This is a genomic window from Bradyrhizobium sp. WYCCWR 12699, from assembly GCF_032144035.1.
Classification (GTDB): Bacteria; Pseudomonadota; Alphaproteobacteria; order Rhizobiales; family Xanthobacteraceae; genus Bradyrhizobium.
The window spans coordinates 145,043-164,075 of sequence record NZ_JAVTJN010000001.1 but is presented as its reverse complement, the minus strand read 5'-3'; the positions used below and the strand labels follow the sequence as shown (position 1 = coordinate 164,075).

Here is a 19,033-nt window from a genome sequence, read left to right as displayed (position 1 = left end):
GCCCGCCTGCGCCGGTCACGATCCGGATACGGCGCCTCGTGTCGCTTGCGTTCGTCCACGCGGTGCTGATCGGCGGCGCCGTCTTCATGCTGCTGCCATTCGTCTTCATGCTGACGAGCGCGATCAAGCCGCCGGGCGAGATCTTCGAGGCGACGTTCCGGCTCTGGCCGCGCCAGTTCTACGGATGGCAGAATTTCGAATCTGCCTTGAGCACGGCGCCGCTGCTGCGCTTCCTGCTCAACGGCCTCATCGTCTGCGGCGGCATCCTCGTCGTCCAGCTTCTGGTCGCGATCCCTTGCGCCTATGCGCTCGCCAAGCTGAGGTTTCCGGGACGGCCGATCCTGTTTTCGCTGGTCCTGCTCGGACTCTGCATTCCGGTCCAGGCGCCCTCCCTCCCGCTCTACATCGCATTCGCCGAGCTCGGCATCCTCAACACCTACCTCTCGATGATGATGCCGTTCTTCCTGTCGGTGTTCGCGATCTTCCTGTTCCGCCAGTTCTTCAAGTCCTATCCGGACGAGATCATCCAGGCCGCGCGGCTGGACGGCGTCGGCGAGTTCGAGATCGTGTGGCGCATCGTGGTGCCGAGCGCCTGGCCGGCCATCGCGGCGTTTTCGATCTTCTCCGTCGTGGCGCACTGGAACGACCTGTACTGGCCGCTCATCGTCGTCTCCGACACCAAGCTCGCGACGCCGCCGCTCGGCATGATGTATTTCGCCGATTCCGAGCTGGGCTCGAATTACGGGGCGCTCGCCGCCGGCGCCACCATCATCACGGCACCGCTCGTCATCGCCTTCCTGATCGCGCGGCGGCATTTCATTGCCGGCATCACGATGACCGGAATCAAATGACTTCAACCACTGCCAGGGGAGACACCGTCATGCTGCATCGCCGAGACCTCCTGAAGAGCGCCGCCGCCGTCGGGACGAGCGCACTTTCCAGCCCGTTCCTGACACGGTCGGCCCACGCGCAAGACGTGACGCTGGATGTGCTTTATGCCTTTCCCGCCTTCGCGAAATTCCATGAGCCGATCGCCCAGGAGTTCATGAAGCGGCAATCGAGCATCAAGATTCAGTTCCGGGCGCCGGCGGCGAGCTATGACGAAGGTCATCAGACCATGCTGCGGCAGGCCGTCACCAACCAGCTGCCGGACGTCTACTATTCCGGTTATCACCTGCTCGCCGAGCTGGTGCGCACGCTGGTGAAACGCAACCAGATCACCGAGGTTGCTCCGATGCTGCAGAAGGAGGACGCCGCCTGGCGCAAGGCCAATTATTCCGACGGGATCCTGGCGCTCGGGGCGGTCGACGGCAAGATCTACGGCCTCGCGTTCAACGCCTCGCTGCCGATCATCTATTTCAACGCGCAGCTCGTGAAGGAAGCGGGCGGCGATCCCGACAAGATGCCCGACAACTGGACGGACATGATCGCCCTCGCCGTCAGCATCAAGAGCAAGGGGGCCGACGTCGCCGGCATCGCCTACAACATCCACGACTGGCCCGACGATTGGCTGTTCCGTTCGCTGATCCTGCAAGGTGGTGGCCAGATGCTCGATGCGTCGGAAACCGCAGCCGGATTCGGCAACGACGCCGGACTGAAGGCCCTGACCCATTGCCGGCGGTTCGTGGCCGATGCCAAGATGCCGCTGATCGATTGGGACTCCTCGCGCCAGCAGTTCATCGCCGGGAAGATCGGCATTTTCGCCGACACGCCGGCCCGATTGCGCCAGGTCACCGACCTGATCGGCGACAAGTTCACCTTGCGCACCTGCACCTTCCCGATCGACGACAAGCAGAAGGGTGGGCTGCCCACCGGCGGCAACGCGGCGATCATCACGGCGAAGGATCCGGCGAAGCAGCAGGCCGCCTGGGAGTTCCTGAAATTCGTGAGCGGACCGGAAGCGCAGAAGATCGTGGTCGAGACGACGGGCTACATGCCGACCAATCTGCGCGCTTCAGGGCCCGAATTCCTGGCCCCGTTCTACGACAAGAACCCGAACTTCCGTACCGTGTCGCAGCAGATCGAGCGCGCGAAGCCGTGGCAGGGCTATCCAGGCGGACAATCCGTGAAGATCTGGCGTACGCAGCGCGAGATCATCCATGCCGTCATGCGCGGCGAAACGACCGCCGAGGCAGGGCTCGATCGCATGGTCAAGGAAAGCAACGCCTTGATGAAGAGTTCGTAGGCAGCGGACGATCGATTGCGGCAAGCGGCCTGGCGCTGGCCGCTACTGTTCCCTTCGGAGGCGGAATTCTGTGTTCATCATTGCCCAGCTGAGCGATCTGCACGTCCGACCGCTCGGCAAGCTCGCTTACGGCGACGTCGATACCAACGCGATGTTTCACGACACCATCGACGCCGTGCTGAGGCTCGATCCGCGGCCCGATTGCGTCGTGGTCAGCGGCGACCTCACGGATGGCGGGCTCGAAGAGGAATATGAGATCGTCGCCGCCGGCCTGACCAGGCTGCCGATGCCGGTGTTCGTCATTCCCGGCAACCACGACCGCCGCGAGCAGCTGATATCTTCGCTACGCTCTCGTCACCGCTATCTTCCGTCCGACGGCTTCATCAATTTCGTCGTGGACGATTTTCCGGTCCGGCTGATCTTCCTCGACAGCGTCGAGGCCGGGAAGATCCACGGCACCTTCTGCGCGGCCCGGCAACAATGGCTGCGCGACGCGCTCGCGACCGGGCGCGGCAAGCCGACGGTCGTCGTGATTCATCATCCGCCGTTCCTGGTCGGGGCCGACGGGATGGACGATCTACGCCTCCTCGGGGCCGACGCGCTCGACGCAATCATCAAAGACCATCCCGAAATCGAACGCGTGCTGTGCGGTCACTATCACCGCTCGATCACGGCGCGCTATGCGGGAACCGTGGGCTATGTGGCGCCCAGCACGGCGCACCAGGTTGCGCTCGACCTGCGGCCCGGTCACGGCAATCGCTTCATCATGGAGCCGCCGGGATTTGCCTTGCACTGCTGGCGGCCGGACACGGGCATCAGCAGCCACCTCGTTCCGGTCGGAGACTACGGTCGCCCATTCGAGATCGCGGCCGGCCAAGACCATCCGGGAACGGACCGGGGCGACGGCCTCCCGGCACTGCTGAGGCGAGCAGAGGCCGTCGTCGGCGAGGCGGCGGCCAGGCTGGTCGCGATGCAATCCACGCCGCTGCGCACGGAGCGCAAGGACCATCTCGACATCGTCACCGAGGCGGATCTCGCGTCCGAAGCGATCGTGGTCGCGGGCTTGAAGGCGCTGACGCCGGAGGCCGGCATCCTGGCCGAGGAGAGCGGCGCGAGCCCCGGGGACCATGCTGCGCGCTGGATCATCGATCCGCTCGACGGCACAATCAACTACGCGCGGGGGCTGCCGTGGTTTTCCGTGACGGTCGCCTACGAGGTCGACGGCGAGACGAAGCTTGGCCTGATCAACGCGCCCAAGATCGGACTGACGGCGCGCTATCTCGCGGGAGAAGGCACGACCATCGACGGCTTGCCGGCACGCGTTTCCACGACACGTTCACTGTCGGATGCGGTGATCTCGGTGATCCTGACCTCGCATTTTTCGCCCGACGAGGTCCAGCGGACGACGCGCGTGATCGAACTGCTCGGCAAAGTGGTGCGCGGCGTGCGTATCGTCGTCTCCGGCGCCTTCGAGACGACCATGGTCGCCTCGGGTCGCCTGGACGGCTTTGTCTCCCTGAAAGCCGACATCGTCTCGCACGCGGCCGCGATGCCGATGGTGTGGGCCGGCGGCGGAAAGGTCACGACACTGACGGGGCGGCCGTGCCGCAACGACGATCTCGACAAGATCGCCTCAAACGGATTGATCCACGAGGAGCTGCTCGCCCTCCTGCGCCGGGCGCTGCAATGACGAGCAGTTCCGGACGACGAACCTTCGCTCATCGTCTGGCGCAAGCGACCTAGCGGCGGCCGCGCCCTGGAAACAGCTTGTCGCGGATGTAGCGCGAGGTCGGCGTCAGTCTGGCGCCGCGCGGCTTGCGCCAGACCGCCCGGTCGATCTCCTTCTTGTCGCCGACTTTCAGGCGCCCCGACACCTTCTTGGCCAGGAAGATCGCATCGCTCATCCGCCGGCCGGTCCGGCTCTTCCTCGCTTTGACTTCCTTCCAGAGTTTCAACGGCCCGAGCTTCAGCTTGGGAAGCTCCTCCTTGATCTCGCGACGAAGGCAGCTCCTGTCGCTCTCGCCTGCCCGCCTGCGGCCGCCGGGAAACATCCAGAGCCCGTCGCGCTTGCGTCTCACCATCAGCACGCGCCCTTTTCGGGCGACGACCAACTTCGACGATTTCGCCATCACGACCGGTCCTGCTTCTGTGCCTGCTCCACTGCACCAGGCTCTTGACGATGACGCTCCGTCTACGGGCAGATGATCGCCTTGATGATTCCATCGCGCCGCGCGACCTGCTGCTCGAATGCGGCGGGCGTCTGGTCGAGCGAGAAGCGATGCGTGGCCAGCGGCGCCAGCTTGATCTTCCCCGACTGCGTAAGGGCAATGGCCCGCGGATAGACCTCCGGCATGCGGCGTGAAAACTTGATCGACAGGCCCTTCCGGCGCGATTCCGCGCCGCTGAGGATGTACTGGTTGTTCTCGGGGATGCCGACGAGAACCACCCGACCACCGATACGGGCGCAACGCGCCGCATGCTCGAAGCCGTGCGAGGAGTCGGTCGCCTCGATCACCAGATCGACGCCGCGGCCTTCGGTGGCCTCGCCGACCTCGGCGTAGCTGCGGCATGCCACGTCCGCACCGAGGTCGCAGGCCAGTGCGGTACGCTGCTCGACCGGGTCGATCGCGATGATCTTGCCGCTGCCTGCGAGCCGCGCCAGTTGCACCAGCAGCAGTCCCACCGGCCCGCAGCCGAGCACCGCCACACTTTCCAGCAGCCGCGGACGCGCCAGATCCATCGCATGGATCGCGACACCGAGCGTCTCCAGGATCGCTGCGCCGGCGGGATCGATGCTGTCGGGCACCAGATGCACGGCCGATTTGGGCACGCAGACGAATTCGGCCATGGCGCCGTTGTGAGGCGCGTAACCCAGGAACTTCACATTGGGGCAGAGATTGGTGTGCCCGCGGTGACACCATTCGCAACGGCCGCAGGGAATGGAAGGATCGACCGCCACCAGCGCGTCGGCCGAGAACCCCGCCTTGCGCGCCGAGTCCGGCGTGAGGACACCCGAGAATTCATGACCCAGGACGAACGGCCTGACTTGCGTCGGACCGGTTGTTCCGCCCTCGAGATAGGAGTGCAGATCGCTGCCGCAGACGCCGACTGCCTTGACGCGGATGATGAGCTCGTCCTCCGCGAGCGGCTTCGGCTCGGGAATATCGAGGACGCGGATATCACGAATGTCCTGGAGCACCGCAGCGCGCATGTCGACGCCATCCTTCTGAGCAATTGTCTCCGGCATATTACATATGTAACAGCACGGTGACAAATGCTTTTGCAGGCCTTTCGGCGCACGTCGGCCGCGCGTGGACAGGGGGGCCCACGGCGGATGTCATAGGCGGAAAGTACGGCTATTTCTGCTTGTCGATCAGCTTCAGCGCCGCGATGGCGGTGTTCTCGTCGGTCACCAGCACCTTGCCGATCCGGCCGCGCAGCACCGCAGCGATGATCGGCGCCTTGTTGAGCCCTCCGGCGATCAGCATCGACGTCGGCACGCGCGCCAGCTTGTCGAGCGGCATCGCAATGGCGCGGCTATTGATGTTGTGATCGATGGGCCGGCCGGTCTTGTCGAGAAATTGCGCCAGGACGTCGCCGACGGCGCCAGCCGCCCGCAGCTGCTCAGCGCGCACGTCCGGCGGCAGCCCATGCCGCATCAACAGCGAGCGCGGCGTCATGTCTCCCATGCTCAGAAGCGCCAGATCGATCTTTTCAACGCTGTTCAGCACCTCCTGATAGACCTCCTGGGCCAAAAAGGTGTCGCGCGAGCGCCGGCTGCTGACGAAGATCGGTGCGGCCAGATAGCTGCACTGGGCGTGCAGCCGGTGCGCGAGCTCACCGGCGATCTCGAAGGTGTTGAGCTCGAGTCCGCGCGACAGGCCGCCCATCATGGAGACGATGGAGAGATCGGGATAGTCCGCCGGCGTGACGTAACGGATGGTCTCGCGCAAGGTCGCCCCCCATCCGATGCCGATGATGCGCGGACGCTTTTGCTCGAGGAATTTGGACAGATACGCGCCGGCCGCCATTCCGATCAGGCTGCCGACCTGCTCGGGATTCTCCGGGCTCGGGATGACGACGGCATCCTCGAGGCCGCATTCCCGGCGCAAGCGGTGCTCCAGCTCCGTGCAGCTCGCAAAGGCGGAGTTGAGGCGGATGTTGACGATGCCGGTCTGCCGCGCATCCGACAGCATGCGGTTGACGCGGGCGCGGGTCAGCCCGAGCCGCTCGCCGATCTCGGCCTGGGTCAGGTTCTCCATGTAGTAGAGCCAGGCGACCCGCAGGATGGTTTGATCAGTCACGGCGCAGCCCCCCGCAGCGGCCTCAAGGCACAATCAGATGTCGAAGCATTTGAGGCGATCTTTCGTTGGCCGTCAAATCTGCAGCATGCGGATGTCGTCATGCGGTCTTCGCGCCCGGCACGCCATCCTCGACCACAAAGCTCGTCAGCCGGCGCACGGCGCTCGCGGCGTCCTTGACGTCGTCGAGCGCTTCGAATCCCACGGTGCAATGCCGGGTGTCGAGCTGGACGGTCGCATAGCCGCGCTTGTCGCCACGCGCATAGAGCAGATGCGGGTTCTCCGCCAGCGCCTTGCGGACGCTGGCTTCGCTCGGCCCGTCTGAGCTGATCGACGTGCCGACGAACTCGGTCGCGATGGTCGGGCCATCCGGGCGGGCGTCATCACGCCTGAGATCGGCGGTAAAGAAGGCGTGGCGGTCGCCGCCGATCACGATCGGATTGCGCCGGCGATGCGCCATAAGCGAATCAAGGAGCCGGCGGCGTGCATTGGGATAGCCGTCCCAGCCATCCATCCAGAAACGCGCGCCGTCGTCTGCTTCGCGCTTGTCCTGCGCCATCAAGGTCTGCTGCGCGACGATGGTCCAGCGGCCGCGACAGTCGCGCAGGCGCGCATCCAGCCATTGCTCCTGGTCCCGGCCCAACATCGTCCGCGCTTCGTCGGTGCGGCCTGCACAGTCCGTCACCCAGGTCGGCCGCCCATTTCCGACACAGGCAGATGCCGAGCGATATTGCCGGTCGTCGAGCAGGAGCACGTCGAGCATCTCGCCGAAGCGATAGTGCTCGTAGATCGTGGCGTTCGCGCCGCGCGGGCGCGCCGAAAGCGGCAGCGGCATGTGCTCGTAATAGGCCTGATAGGCGGCCGCGCGGATCTTCAGGAACTGACCGGCGTCGTGCACGGTGTAGGAGCGATCATTGGCATAGTCGTCCATCACCTCGTGATCGTCCCAGACCGAAAGCCAGGGCAAGGCGGCGTGCGCCGCCTGCAGGTCGGGATCGCTCTTGTAGAGCGCGTAGCGGTTGCGGAATTCCTCGAGCGTCGTCGGAATTCCGACGTCGTGCTGGCGGACGTGGCGCGATCCCCAGGACTTCTCGTAGATGTAGTCGCCGAGATGCACGACGAGATCGAGATCGCGTGCAGCCATGTCGCGATAGGCGGCAAAATAGCCCTGCTCGTATTGCTGGCAGGATGCGAAGGCAAAACGGAAAGGCCGCGACGACCCGGCGGGCGCGGTCCGGGTGCGTCCGACCGGGCTGAGCGCCGGACCGGCACGGAAGCGGTACCAGTAGACGCGATCCGGCAGCAAGCCCGTCGCCTCGGCATGCACGGAATGCGCAAGCTCGGCCGTGGCCCGCACGACGCCGCGGGAGACGATACGCGAGAAGGCCTCGTCCTCCGCAATCTGCCATTCGACGTCCACCGACGCGTCCCGCATGCCGCCGTCCTCGAGCGGCTGCGGCGCAAGGCGGGTCCACAGGACGACGCGATCCTCACGCGGACATCCGGAGGCAACACCGAGCGTGAAGGGATCTGCACGGAACGAGACCGGCGCTGCCCGGACAAAGCCGGCGGGCGCAGCCAAGGCGGCGCTCGCCAGCGATCCCACGAGAAAGCGGCGGCGGGCAATCATGGCCGCGCCGGCATCGTTTCGAGCCTGCGACGAATGCTCACGGCGAGATCCGGCCGATCGGTCGTGATCTGCCGCACCGGCTGGGCGAGCCAGTAAGCGATATCCTCGGGCTCGTTGGTCACCCATGCACCGAGACGCTCGGAGCCGAGCATCTCGAGGGCAAGCGGCAAGGCGAGCCCCAGCAGCGATTTTTCGACCGCGACGATGCAGCCGGGAATGGCGGCCAATTGCGCCAGCGCGGGCTCGATCCCGCCCATCATCTCTGCCGAACGCCGGTCGAGCGAAACCAGGACCCGCGCTTCCGGCCATAGCCGACGAATGGTCTCGATCACCCCCGGCACGAAGCAGGTAATGACCGCGCGCCGTTCCAGGCCGCGGCGCTTGATATGGTCGATCAGCCGCGCCTCGAGGCCCGAATAGGGATTGCCGAGCGCATCCGTCTTGATCTCGATATGCAGTTCGAGCGTGGTTTCGCTGTACACATCGAGCACCTCGTCCAGGGTCGGAATGCACTCATCGCCGGCATCACGCAGACGCGTTGCCGTCAATTGTCGCAGGCTGCGCGCGCCCACCGGTCCCGTCTCGAAGGTGGTGCGATCGAGCAGCGGATCATGGATCACGACAAGCCCGCCGTCCGTGCTCTGATGCACGTCGAACTCGACTGCGTCGACCCCTTCCCGGCACAGATTGCGGAAACCGGTCAGGCTGTTCTCCGGCCAAAGATTGCGTCCGCCGCGATGCCCGGCGATGAAAACCATGATCAATTCCTATTTGCTGCTGTCGACAAGACCCTTGATGAACCAGCGTTGCAACAGCAGAACGACCAGTACCGGCGGCAACATCGTGAGGAGCGCACCGCTCATGGCAATATTCCAGGCCGGCTCGCTGTCGGAGCGCGGGATCAGGCCCTTCAACGCGATGACCGCCGTTGCCATGTCCTTGTCGGTCGTGAACAGCAGCGGCCAGAGATACTGATTCCAGCCGAACAGGAACAGGATGATGGCGAGCGCCACCATGTTCGGGACGGACAGCGGCAGCAGGATGCTCCAGAAGAAGTGCAGCGGCGAGGCGCCGTCCAGCCGCGCCGCCTCGCACAGCTCCTCCGGGATGGTCAGGAAGAACTGGCGAAACAGGAACGTGGCAGTGGCCGAGGCGATCAGCGGCAGGATCAGCCCGGGATAGGTATTGACCATGTTCCATTCGAGCGCGATCGCGACCTCATGCCCGCTGATCCAGGTCCAGATCTCCGCGACATGCAGGGTCTCCAGGAGCCATTGCAGCGGCAGCGCCGCATTGGCCACGGCTTCGAAGGTCGGCACGATCCGAACCTCGATCGGCAGCATCAGCGACATGAAGATGAGCCAGAATGCGAGCATTCGGTAGCGGAAGCGGAAGTAGGTGATGGCGAAGGCCGAGAGCAACGACACCGCGATCTTGCCGGCCGTGATGCCGAGCGCAACGATGATCGAATTGGCGAAGGTGCGGCTGAAATTGCCCTTGCTCCAGGCCAGCTGCAGATTGTCGAAGAACTGGCCTCCCGGCAGCCATGGCAACGGCACCTTCTGCACCTCGGCCACCGTGAGCGAGCCGGCGACGAACGCGAAATACAGGGGTACGCAGACCATCAGCGCGCCCGCGATCAGGATCGCGTGGCAGACCATGTTGAGGACCGGCGAGCGTTCGACCATGCGGCTAGACCCCGTAATTGACCTTGCGGTCGAAGTAGCGGAATTGCAGCAGCGTGCAGATCAGCGCAAAGCTCATCAAGAGAACCGATTGTGCTGCCGAAGAGCCGAGATCGAGATTGACGAAGCCGTCGACGAAGACCTTGTAGACCAGGATATTGGTCGCACCGGCCGGCCCGCCTTTCGTCACGGCATCGATGATGGCGAAGGTTTCGAAGAAGCCATAGATGAAGTTCATCACCGTGAGGAAGAAGATGGTGGGCCCGAGCATCGGCAGCGCGATCGAGACGAAGCGGCGGATCGGCCCCGCGCCGTCCACGGCGGCGGCCTCCATCAGCGACACCGGTACCGCGAGCAAGCCCACGACCAGGAAGATGTAGTCGTAGCAGATGTGCTTCCAGGACGCGGCGAGCGTCACCAGGATCAGCGCATCGGTCGGATTGAGGTTGGGGTCCCATGCGATGCCGAAACTGTGCAGCACCTGCGCGAGCGGGCCGACTGCCGGATTGAACAGGAAGGCCCACAGGATGCCGGCGATCGCGGGCGCTATGGCATAGGGCAACAGGATGATCGTGCGATAGGCCGAGCGGCCACGCACGATCCTGTCCGTGGCAAAGGCCAGCACGAGCGCGCTGCCCAATGTCAGCACGTTCTGCGCCACCGTGAACCAGAACGTCACCGCGATCGACTGGCGGTAGTCGCTGCTCGCAAGCAGCGCCTTGAAATTATCGAACCAGACGAACTGGACGTTATTGCCGAAGGGATCGCTGAGCAGGACGGATTGCATCAGCGCCCGCAGCGACGGAATGAAGAAGAAGAACAGCAGGATCAGCAATTGCGGCAGCAACAGCAGCGTCGGCAGGCCCGGACCATCGCCGAAATTGGCGCGCTTCAGTCCGGCCTCCTCGCGCCGCCGCGTCTTTCCCGACCTGCGCGAGCTGCCGGCGGCCGCCGCCGGCAGGGCCTTGGACCCGCCGCTCCCGTGCCTTCGCAAAAGCACGGGCGCGCGCGCGTCACGCCACGGGATGGACAGGCGCAGCGTCATGGACGCTCGGTTTCCGGAGTCTTTCCGGCATTCAGCTTCTCGAACTGCCGCAGGATCTCGTTACCCCGCTTGACCGCGTCATCCATGGCCTGCTGCGGCTGCTTCTGGCCGGAGAACACAGCCTCGACCTCCTGGCGCTGGGCCAGCATCGTCTGCACGAAATTGCCGAAGCGGAAGCCGCGCGAGTTCTCGTTCGGCGTGCCCCGCGAGAGCTGCAGCACCGCGATCTCCCTGGTCGGATGATCCTTGTAATAACCCCGCTCCCGCGCGAGCGCATAGGCGCGATTCGTCGCCGGAACATAACCGGTCGCGCCGTGCCACCAGACCTGGGTTTCCGGCTGGGCGACGAAATCCAGAAAAGCCGCGACGGCCTCGTAGCGCTCCGGCGTGTGACCCTTCATGACCCAGATGGCGCCGCCTCCGATGGTGCTGTTGAGAGGCGGATTGATGTCGCTTTCGTGCGGCAGGAACGTGGCGCTCCAGCTGATGGTCGCGTTGCGCTCGATGTTGCCATGCGATGCGGTCGAATTGACGAAGGTCGAACACCGGCCCGACGTGAACAATTGCTCGGGACTGAAGCCTTGGCCCGCGATCTGCATCACGCCGTCATCGAGCCATTTCTTGAGCCGCGCGACTTGCGACACCACCTTCGTCTTGTTGTACACGAACTCGGTGCCGAGCCCGTCGAAGCCGTTCGCCAGCGTACCGTAGGGCTGATTGTTGATGGCGCTGTAGTTCTCGAGCAGGCTCCAGTAGAAGTCGCCGGGCAGCACCGTGCCGCATTCGCTGATCCCCTTGGACTTGATGGCGTAGAGCTGCTTCTCCAGCTCCTGCCAGGTCTCGGCCGGCTTGTCGAAACCGGCCTTCTGGAAGTGATCCTTGTTGTACCACAAGATCGGCGTCGACGAGTTGAAGGGCATCGCCGACATCCGCCCCTTGTAGCTCCAGAAGCTCGCCACGGGCTTGATGAAGTCCGAAAAGTCGATCTTGTAACCCTTCTGCTCCACCAGATCCTGCACGGGAACGATGGCCCCTGACAGCAGCATGGTCATGTAACCGCGCTCGGCGATCTGCACCATCTCCGGCGGCCGCTTGGCGCGATAGGCGGCGATCACCCCGTTGGTCACCTCGTCATAGTTGCCCTTGGCAACCGCGACGACCGTGTATTTGTCCTGCGACTTGTTGAACTTCTCGACCAGCTCATTGAGCCGGTCGCCGAGGACGCCGCTCATGGCGTGCCACCACTGGACCTCGACCCGCGCCTGCGCCGGACCAGCCAATGCCAACGCACCGAACAAGGCCGCAATGAATGCGACTTTCCTACTCATGGGCAGCCCTCCCTCGCCGGGCAAACAAGCCGGCCTATACATTTGTACTTCTATCATGACATATGTGTCGAGATGATGAAAGAGGGTCGGGCGCCCTCTTCTCCAGCAGGCATTGCCGGGTCAGACGCAAGCCGGGCCTGGCTAGCGGGTTCAGTTGGCAAAGCGGCTAAGAAGCGCTTCTCATTGCCCGACCGACTTTTTGCAGGGCCTCAAAGGCGGCGAAGCGCCGATAGGCCCAGCCTGCCAAACTGGCCTGGGGCCGATGGACGTCTCCCAAAACCGACATCGCCTGCATCGCCTCGCCGAGATCGGCATGATCGCCTGAGGCAACCGACCCAAGCATCGCGGAGCCGAGCAGGACGGCCTCCGGGGAGGCCGACGCAGCGACCGTCAGGCCCGTCATATCGGCGAGGATTTGCCGCACGAGACCGCTCTTTGCGGCGCCGCCGCTGACCACGATCGTGTCGACCGCAATGCCCTTGTCTTGCTGAGCGCGAACGATCTGGCGCGCCCCGCAACCGAGACCGCACAGCCCGGCCAGATAAAGCGCCAGCAGGCTCTCCAGATCCGAGCGCATATCGAGCCCAGCAATCAGCGCACGCGCGTCGGGATCCGCGAATGGCGCGCGATTGCCGAGAAACTCGGGGACGACATGAACCTCGCCGACCAACTGCGGAATCATTTCGGCACCGCCGCGGGATTCAGTTTCCGAGGCAAGCCAATCGGCAAGCGTCTGCTGCTTCCGGCTTGCGGCCTGGGCCGCTCGCGCGGAATGCGGATGCATCTGCAACAGATGCTCGATGGCGGCGCCGGCGGCCGACTGCCCGCCTTCATTGAGCCAAAGCCCGGGCACCATGGCGGAAAAATAGGGCCCCCAAACGCCGGGCACGAAGGATGGGTCCGGCGTGGTCGTCATGGTGCAGGCTGAGGTTCCGAACACATAGGCCATGCGCGTCAGCACCGTGCCGGCCGTACCGCGCGCGCCCACCGTGCCGACGCCGCCGGCATGCGCATCGATCAAGCCTGCGGCGACCGGCGTACCGATCGCGAGACCGAGATCGGCCGCGGCCTCCGCGGTCAGGCCCGCCGCCAGCCTTGTTCCGCCGGGCACGATCTCGGTGCCGATCCTGCGGAACTGTTCGTCGGCGAGCACGCCGAGGCCGACCTTGTGGAAGAATTTGTCATCCCAACGGTTCTCGTGACCGAGATAAGTCCACTTGCACGTCACGGTACAGATGGAGCGGGACAAGCTGCCTGTCGCGCGCCAGGTGAGGAAGTCCGTCAAGTCCATGAACTGCCACGCCCGGGAGAATGTCTCGGGCATGTTCTCGGCGAGCCACAACAGTTTCGGCATCTCCATCTCGGGTGAGATCGTGCCGCCGACATAATCGAGAACCTTCTCGCCGGTCTGGTTGATCCGGCGCGCCTGATCGGCGGCGCGGTGATCCATCCATACGATGACGTTGCGGGCAGGATCGCCCGACGGGCCAACCGGCAGCGGCGCGCCCCCCTCGCCAAGCACCACCAGCGAGCAGGTCGCGTCAAAGCCGATGCCGGCAATGCCATCCGCCGCGAGGCCGGCCTGTGCCACCGCGCTCCGCACGCTGCGGCAGACGGCACGCCAGATATCTTCGCTCGACTGCTCGACGACGTCGCCGGCCTCCCGCCACAGCGCGACAGGGGCGCTGTCACTCGCGATCAGTCTGCCGGAGCGGTCGAATACGCCGGCCCGTGCGCTGCCGGTGCCGACATCGATGCCAAGGAAATGGCGGTGATCGGATTGTCTGGTCATGAAGACGCTACAGATCGTTGCTCTGCGGGAGAATGACGAGGTCGCGGATGGTGACGTTTCTCGGACGCGTCAGCATGAAGAGCACCGCCTCTGCGACCTCCACCGGCTGCATCAAGCCGCCGGCCGCCATTTCCTCCTCGATCTTCGCTTTGGGCCAGTCCTTGATCAGCGCGGTCACGACCGGACCGGGCGCAACGGCTCCGACACGCAAACCGTGTTTGGCGACCTGCCGGCGCAGCGTGTGCACGAAAGCCTGCACGGCGTGCTTGGAGGCGGTGTAGATCGGCTCCCAGACGACGGGGACGAGACCTGCGATCGAACTGGTGACGATGATGTCGCCGCTTTTGCGTTCGACCATGTGCGGCAGTACCGCATGGATCGACCTGAACAGCGCATTGATGTTGAGATTGAGCATGCGGTCCCAGGCGTCGGGATCGCCGCCAAGCACCTCGCCGCCGACATAGGCGCCTGCATTGGCATGGAAGATGTCCAGCTGGCCTGCCTTCTCCAGTACCTGCGGCATCATGGCTGCCACACTCGCGGGATCGGTGAGATCGATACGCAATGGAATCGCCTGATCGCCCAGCCCGGCGCAGGCGCTGCTCAGCGCCTCCTCCGCCCGATCGATCAGCACCACCCGCGCGCCCGCCCCGATCAATGCTCTGGCGCATTCCAGACCGATGCCCGACGCCGCGCCGGTGATCGCGGCAACTTTTCCTGCAAGTTCCTGGGCCAAGGCTTGTCCTTTTCTTGTTCGAGTTATTCAAGCTCGGCCATGAGAGAGACGCGAGCGCCGTGCCAGCGAATCAACGATGACCGCAATGGCAAGGACCGCGCCCGTAATCATGTACCGTAGCGACGAGGAGAGATCGAGCAGCGTGAGGCCGCTTGCGATGGACTGGATGACGATGACGCCGAGCAGTGCGGAATAGGCGCTGCCCCGGCCACCGAACAGGCTCGTGCCGCCAATGACCGCAGCGGCAATCGCGTTGAGGTTCACATCCCCGGTCCCGGCCTGCTGGCTGGACGATGCCAGCCGCGCCGCGGCGAGAATGCCGCCGGCGGCGGCCAGCGTGGAGCACAGCACGAACGCGGACAGATAGACGCGCCGAACGTTGATGCCGGCACGGCGCGCCGCCTCGCGATTACCGCCGACGGCAGACATCGAGCGGCCCCATTTGGTCCGCGTCAACGCGTAGTTCATGACCACGCACAAGCCGACGAACAGGCCGAACATCCAGGGAATGCCGCGCCCGAGATTGAGATAATAGACGGCGAATGCGAGCACGATGGTGACCAGCAGCGCTTTCAGCACCATGCGGCTAAGCGAACTGGCCGACAGCCCCGCCGCCCGCCGGCGCGCGGCCGTCCGATAGCCGGCCACGAACATGATCAGGCTCGCCAGCGCCGCCAGCACGTAGGACACGACCGGCGGCATGACGAGCATCTGCCCGAAATTGACCAGCGGCGATCCATACGGAAGGTTGATCGAACCGGAGGAGCCGAGCAGATAGAGCTGCAGGCCGAGCCACGCCAGCAGGCCGGCCAGCGTCGACACGAAGCTCGGCATCCCCAGGCGATTGAACAGAAACGCATAGAGCGCGCCGATGGCCGCGCCCAGCATCAGGGCCGTGACGATGGCAACGGCCACCGGCCAATCCTGGCCGACCCAGAGCACGCCGACGAGTGCCGATGCAAACCCGCTCACCGAGCCGACCGAGAGATCGATCTCGCCGACCATCAGGATGCAGACGATGCCCAGCGAGATCACGCCCACCGTCGAGCAATCAAACAGCAAATTGACCAGATTGTTCGGCGCGAGAAAAACCGGATTGAGACTCTCGAATGCCGTGCAAATGACGATGAGCCCGACGACCACGGGCAGCGAACCGAGGTCGCCCGACCGCACACGGTCGACGAAGCCGCGGATCGTATTTCCAAGCGTGTCCGCGTGCTTGACCCGTTCGTCACTGCGGTCGAGCAGCCGCGCCGCCGAAACTTGTTGCGTGTCGTCGGTCATCGCCCAAGCTCCGGCGACTGATGGGCGCGGCGCCGGCTGGCGCGGCGCGAGACCGAGTTTTCGTCCGCACCGGTAATCGCCGTGACGAGATCCTGGTTGGAGACGTCGGGCCCGAATTCGCCGTTGTTGCGGCCGAGGCGCAGCACCACGATCCGGTCGGCGACCGCGCGGACGTCCTCCATGTTGTGGCTGATCATGATGACACCGAGGCCGCGGGCGCGAACGCGCTCGACGAGGTCGAGCACCTCGGCGGTCTGGGCGACGCCAAGCGCGGCGGTTGGCTCGTCGAGCAGGATGAGCTTCGGCTCGGTGAGCAGTGAACGCGCGATCGCAACCGTCTGGCGCTGCCCGCCGGACAGTGACGCGACGGGCTCGCGCACGCTCGGGATCCGCGCCGACAATTCGTTGAGCAAGGTCCAGGCACGAAGCTCCATGGAGACCTCGTCGAGCCGCAGCGGATTGAGCTCGCGACCGAGGAAGATATTCGCGACCACATCGAGATTCTCGCAGAGCGCCAGATCCTGGAAAACGGTTGCGATGCCGAGGCCGAGCGCGGTGGAGGGATCGGACAGGACGACATGCTCGCCGCCGAAAGCGATCGTGCCGGAGGTCGGCTGGTGCACGCCGGCAAGGATCTTCACCAGCGTGGATTTTCCTGCACCATTGTCACCCACGAGCGCCACGACCTCGCCGGCATGCACGTCGAGATCAACATTGGTCAGGGCGGACACGGCGCCGAAATGCTTGGAAATTCCGCGAAGACTCAGGACCGGCTGACGCGGATCGCCCTGCACGTGCTCGACATCCGGGATCGCAGTCATTTGTCAGTCCGCCCTCTCGACGTTCGTCCCGGCCGCCCGAGCGGCCGGGACGAACACAGTTTACTGCGTGATGCCGAGCTTCTTGCAACCCGCGGCATATCGGCCCGTGCAGAGCTGGTCTGCCGTCTGGATCTTCTTGTCGATGATCTCCGCCTTCAGGTTCTCCTGCGTGACGACCGCCGGCACGAACAGCTTCGACGGCGCATTGAAAAGCGTGGTTTCCGCCTTGGGCGTCTCGCCGGAGAGGAATTTCACCGCCGCCTGGGCCGCCGCGGCGGCCACGATCTCGCTGGGCTTTGAGATCGTGTTGTACTGATCGCCGGCGATGACGAGCTGAAGCGCGGCAATCGTCGCATCGTTGCCCGTGACCGGCGGCACCGGATCGATGCCTGCGGCCTTGAAAGCGGCAATTGCGCCGCCGCCCGTGCCGTCATTGGCGGCCACGACGCCGAGGATCTTCTTGCCGAAGCGGGTGACCTGGCCGCTCGCCCATTGCTGTGCCTTCGGCGGCGCCCAGTCCGGCGTGTCGTATTCGGCGAGAATGGGATAGCCGCTCTTATCAAGGCCCTCATGGATACCCTTCTTGATGAGTCCCGCAGCGGCATCGGTCGGCGATCCGTTGATTTCAAGTACGCCCTCGCCCTCCTTCGCCGTGACATTGGCGGCCTTGAGATGCTTGACGAGCGATTCGGAGATGGCCTTGCCGATGGCTTGATTGTCGAAGGACACGTAGAAATCGACCTTGGCGTCGGGGACCGGCCGGTCATAGGCAATGACCTTGATGCCCTGCGATTGTGCCATCTTGACCAGCGAGGCCGCGGCGGTGGAGTCGACGGGATCGAGCACGATCACCTTGGCGCCCTGCGAGATCACCGAGTTGAACTGCTGCTGCTGCCGCGCCGCATCCGCGCTGGCGTTCTGGTAGATCACCTTGCAGCTCTCGCAGAGCTTCTTCATCTCCGCGGCGAACCCCGGATAGTCGTGCTGTTCGTAACGGGTGGAGGCTTGGTCCGGCATCAGGAAGGCAACGGTGGCGTCCTTCACCTCGGCGGCCTGCGAGAGCATGGCCGTCGTGCCGAGCAGCGACAGGGCCAGAGCAAGTGTGCCCGTATATTTCGGGGAGAGGCTTTTCATTCGGACTTTCCTTTCCAGAACTGGAGTGCGTGGTTGATCCCTAACGATGAGCAATCGCTGCTTCCCTTGCCGGCGGAGACAAGTGCTGGCGCTGCGAAGCCGCGCGAAACTCCTGGACAAGCGATTCCTGTCGCGGGCTGCCATCGGCATGCCCACGTTCTTCTTCCCGTTGGTCGTCCTCCTTTGCTTTTCGCCGCCTAGGCAGCGCGCGCCGTATCGCTGTTTTGCGCGAGCAATCGCCTGAAGCGCGAAGGCGGCATGCCTTTCTCGGCCAAGAACTGCCGGTTGAAATTGGAGAGATTGTTGAAGCCGACCTCGAAGCAGATGTCCGTGATGGACGCCTGCTCGTCGCTCATCAGGATCTGGCAGGCGAGATTGATGCGCAGGCGCTTGACGTATTGCACCAGTGACATGCCGGTGTGCCGGCGGAAGGAGCGCGAAAACGCGCTCTGCGACTGACCGGCGATGGCCGCGAGCTCGGCTTCACCGAAAGGCTGCGTCAGGTTCTGCCGGATGAACGCGAGCGCCTTGTTCATGCCCGCAGACATGTATCCGGACGGGTCGGGCAGATAATTCGGGCTGGAAAGCGGGCGCGAATTTCGGGCGCGGCTGAGCGTTCCCAGGATCACCAGGAACAGCTCGATCCGGCGCACGCCGTTCGCCGTCACGATCTCTTCCATCAGCGGGGCGAGCTTGTCGCTGGTAGAGCGGGTGAAGAGCGCGCCGCGGCGGGAGAATTCCAGCAGCGTGGCGAGGCCCGACAGTTCGGGCATGACCTTCATCATGTCACCGATAAACTCTTCGCTGAACTGGAGGATGCGCCCGCGCAGCGGAATGGTGCCCCCCGCCGGCAGATCGCTCACCCAATTGTGCGGCAGATTGGGACCGGTGAGCACGAGATTGCCCGGCTCGAACTCGCCGATGAAGTCGCCGACGAAATAGCGACCGCTGGTCGCCACGACCTGATGAAGCTCGTATTCGGGATGGAAATGCCAGCGGACCGTGTGGAATGGGTAGCCGTGCGACCACGCCTTGAACGACTCGCCGCGCCGTATCTGGACAACTTCCAGGTCCGGTTCCATATCCGCTCCC

Annotated in this window: 17 protein-coding genes; 3 read left to right on the top strand and 14 right to left on the bottom strand. The window is 64.5% G+C overall.

Features of this window, described 5'->3' with window-relative positions; genetic code table 11:
* Positions 1 to 38 precede the first annotated feature (38 nt).
* The 3 genes from RPS27_RS00800 to RPS27_RS00790 all read left to right on the top strand — a co-directional run bounded on the left by RPS27_RS00800 (position 39) and on the right by RPS27_RS00790 (position 3,875).
* Complete coding sequence (locus RPS27_RS00800; RefSeq protein ID WP_374762339.1) at positions 39 to 851, top strand: carbohydrate ABC transporter permease; 813 nt, start codon at positions 39 to 41, stop codon at positions 849 to 851.
* Between the two features lie 29 nt (positions 852 to 880).
* On the top strand, positions 881 to 2,185 hold the full coding sequence (locus RPS27_RS00795) for an ABC transporter substrate-binding protein (protein WP_211416052.1): 1,305 nt from the start codon (positions 881 to 883) through the stop codon (positions 2,183 to 2,185).
* A gap of 70 nt (positions 2,186 to 2,255) precedes the next feature.
* Positions 2,256 to 3,875: an inositol monophosphatase family protein gene (locus RPS27_RS00790; RefSeq protein WP_212067333.1), complete on the top strand. Its 1,620-nt coding sequence runs from the start codon at positions 2,256 to 2,258 to the stop codon at positions 3,873 to 3,875.
* Between the two features lie 49 nt (positions 3,876 to 3,924).
* Here the strand turns inward: RPS27_RS00790 and RPS27_RS00785 are convergent, their stop codons facing one another.
* The 14 genes from RPS27_RS00785 to RPS27_RS00720 all read right to left on the bottom strand — a co-directional run bounded on the left by RPS27_RS00785 (position 3,925) and on the right by RPS27_RS00720 (position 19,023).
* Positions 3,925 to 4,314 carry an NUDIX hydrolase gene (locus RPS27_RS00785; RefSeq protein WP_212067334.1) on the bottom strand — a complete coding sequence of 130 codons (390 nt, stop codon included), beginning with the start codon at positions 4,312 to 4,314 and terminating at the stop codon, positions 3,925 to 3,927.
* Between the two features lie 62 nt (positions 4,315 to 4,376).
* A complete protein-coding gene (locus RPS27_RS00780; protein ID WP_194404231.1) occupies positions 4,377 to 5,396 on the bottom strand; it encodes a zinc-dependent alcohol dehydrogenase in 1,020 nt (339 codons plus the stop codon).
* A 145-nt stretch (positions 5,397 to 5,541) separates the two neighbouring features.
* Positions 5,542 to 6,489 (bottom strand): sugar-binding transcriptional regulator, encoded by a 948-nt coding sequence (locus RPS27_RS00775; protein WP_212067335.1) that lies wholly within the window; start codon positions 6,487 to 6,489, stop codon positions 5,542 to 5,544.
* 97 nt (positions 6,490 to 6,586) lie between these two features.
* Entirely contained in the window at positions 6,587 to 8,116 is a 1,530-nt protein-coding gene (locus tag RPS27_RS00770) for an alkaline phosphatase D family protein (RefSeq protein ID WP_212067336.1), read from the bottom strand.
* Positions 8,113 to 8,874, bottom strand: coding sequence for a glycerophosphodiester phosphodiesterase family protein (locus RPS27_RS00765; protein WP_212067337.1), 762 nt, complete (start codon positions 8,872 to 8,874; stop codon positions 8,113 to 8,115). The genes RPS27_RS00770 and RPS27_RS00765 overlap by 4 nt, the downstream gene beginning before the upstream one ends.
* A gap of 9 nt (positions 8,875 to 8,883) precedes the next feature.
* Positions 8,884 to 9,804: an ABC transporter permease subunit gene (locus RPS27_RS00760; RefSeq protein WP_211416045.1), complete on the bottom strand. Its 921-nt coding sequence runs from the start codon at positions 9,802 to 9,804 to the stop codon at positions 8,884 to 8,886.
* A 4-nt stretch (positions 9,805 to 9,808) separates the two neighbouring features.
* Positions 9,809 to 10,846, bottom strand: coding sequence for an ABC transporter permease subunit (locus tag RPS27_RS00755; protein ID WP_212067338.1), 1,038 nt, complete (start codon positions 10,844 to 10,846; stop codon positions 9,809 to 9,811).
* Positions 10,843 to 12,174: an extracellular solute-binding protein gene (locus RPS27_RS00750; protein ID WP_212067339.1), complete on the bottom strand. Its 1,332-nt coding sequence runs from the start codon at positions 12,172 to 12,174 to the stop codon at positions 10,843 to 10,845. The genes RPS27_RS00755 and RPS27_RS00750 overlap by 4 nt, the downstream gene beginning before the upstream one ends.
* A gap of 166 nt (positions 12,175 to 12,340) precedes the next feature.
* Complete coding sequence (locus RPS27_RS00745; protein ID WP_212067340.1) at positions 12,341 to 13,966, bottom strand: FGGY-family carbohydrate kinase; 1,626 nt, start codon at positions 13,964 to 13,966, stop codon at positions 12,341 to 12,343.
* 7 nt (positions 13,967 to 13,973) lie between these two features.
* Positions 13,974 to 14,702, bottom strand: a complete 729-nt coding sequence (locus tag RPS27_RS00740; protein WP_212067341.1) for an SDR family oxidoreductase — start codon at positions 14,700 to 14,702, stop codon at positions 13,974 to 13,976.
* Positions 14,703 to 14,729: 27 nt separating this feature from the next.
* The gene (locus tag RPS27_RS00735; RefSeq protein ID WP_212067342.1) at positions 14,730 to 15,986 is read right to left on the bottom strand and encodes a sugar ABC transporter permease; all 1,257 of its coding nucleotides are present in this window, start codon (positions 15,984 to 15,986) and stop codon (positions 14,730 to 14,732) included.
* Positions 15,983 to 16,807, bottom strand: coding sequence for an ATP-binding cassette domain-containing protein (locus tag RPS27_RS00730; protein ID WP_212067343.1), 825 nt, complete (start codon positions 16,805 to 16,807; stop codon positions 15,983 to 15,985). The genes RPS27_RS00735 and RPS27_RS00730 overlap by 4 nt, the downstream gene beginning before the upstream one ends.
* A 60-nt stretch (positions 16,808 to 16,867) precedes the next feature.
* Complete coding sequence (locus tag RPS27_RS00725) at positions 16,868 to 17,941, bottom strand: sugar ABC transporter substrate-binding protein (RefSeq protein ID WP_211416038.1); 1,074 nt, start codon at positions 17,939 to 17,941, stop codon at positions 16,868 to 16,870.
* Positions 17,942 to 18,138: 197 nt separating this feature from the next.
* Positions 18,139 to 19,023 (bottom strand): AraC family transcriptional regulator, encoded by an 885-nt coding sequence (locus tag RPS27_RS00720; RefSeq protein WP_212067344.1) that lies wholly within the window; start codon positions 19,021 to 19,023, stop codon positions 18,139 to 18,141.
* Between the last annotated feature and the right edge of the window lie 10 nt (positions 19,024 to 19,033).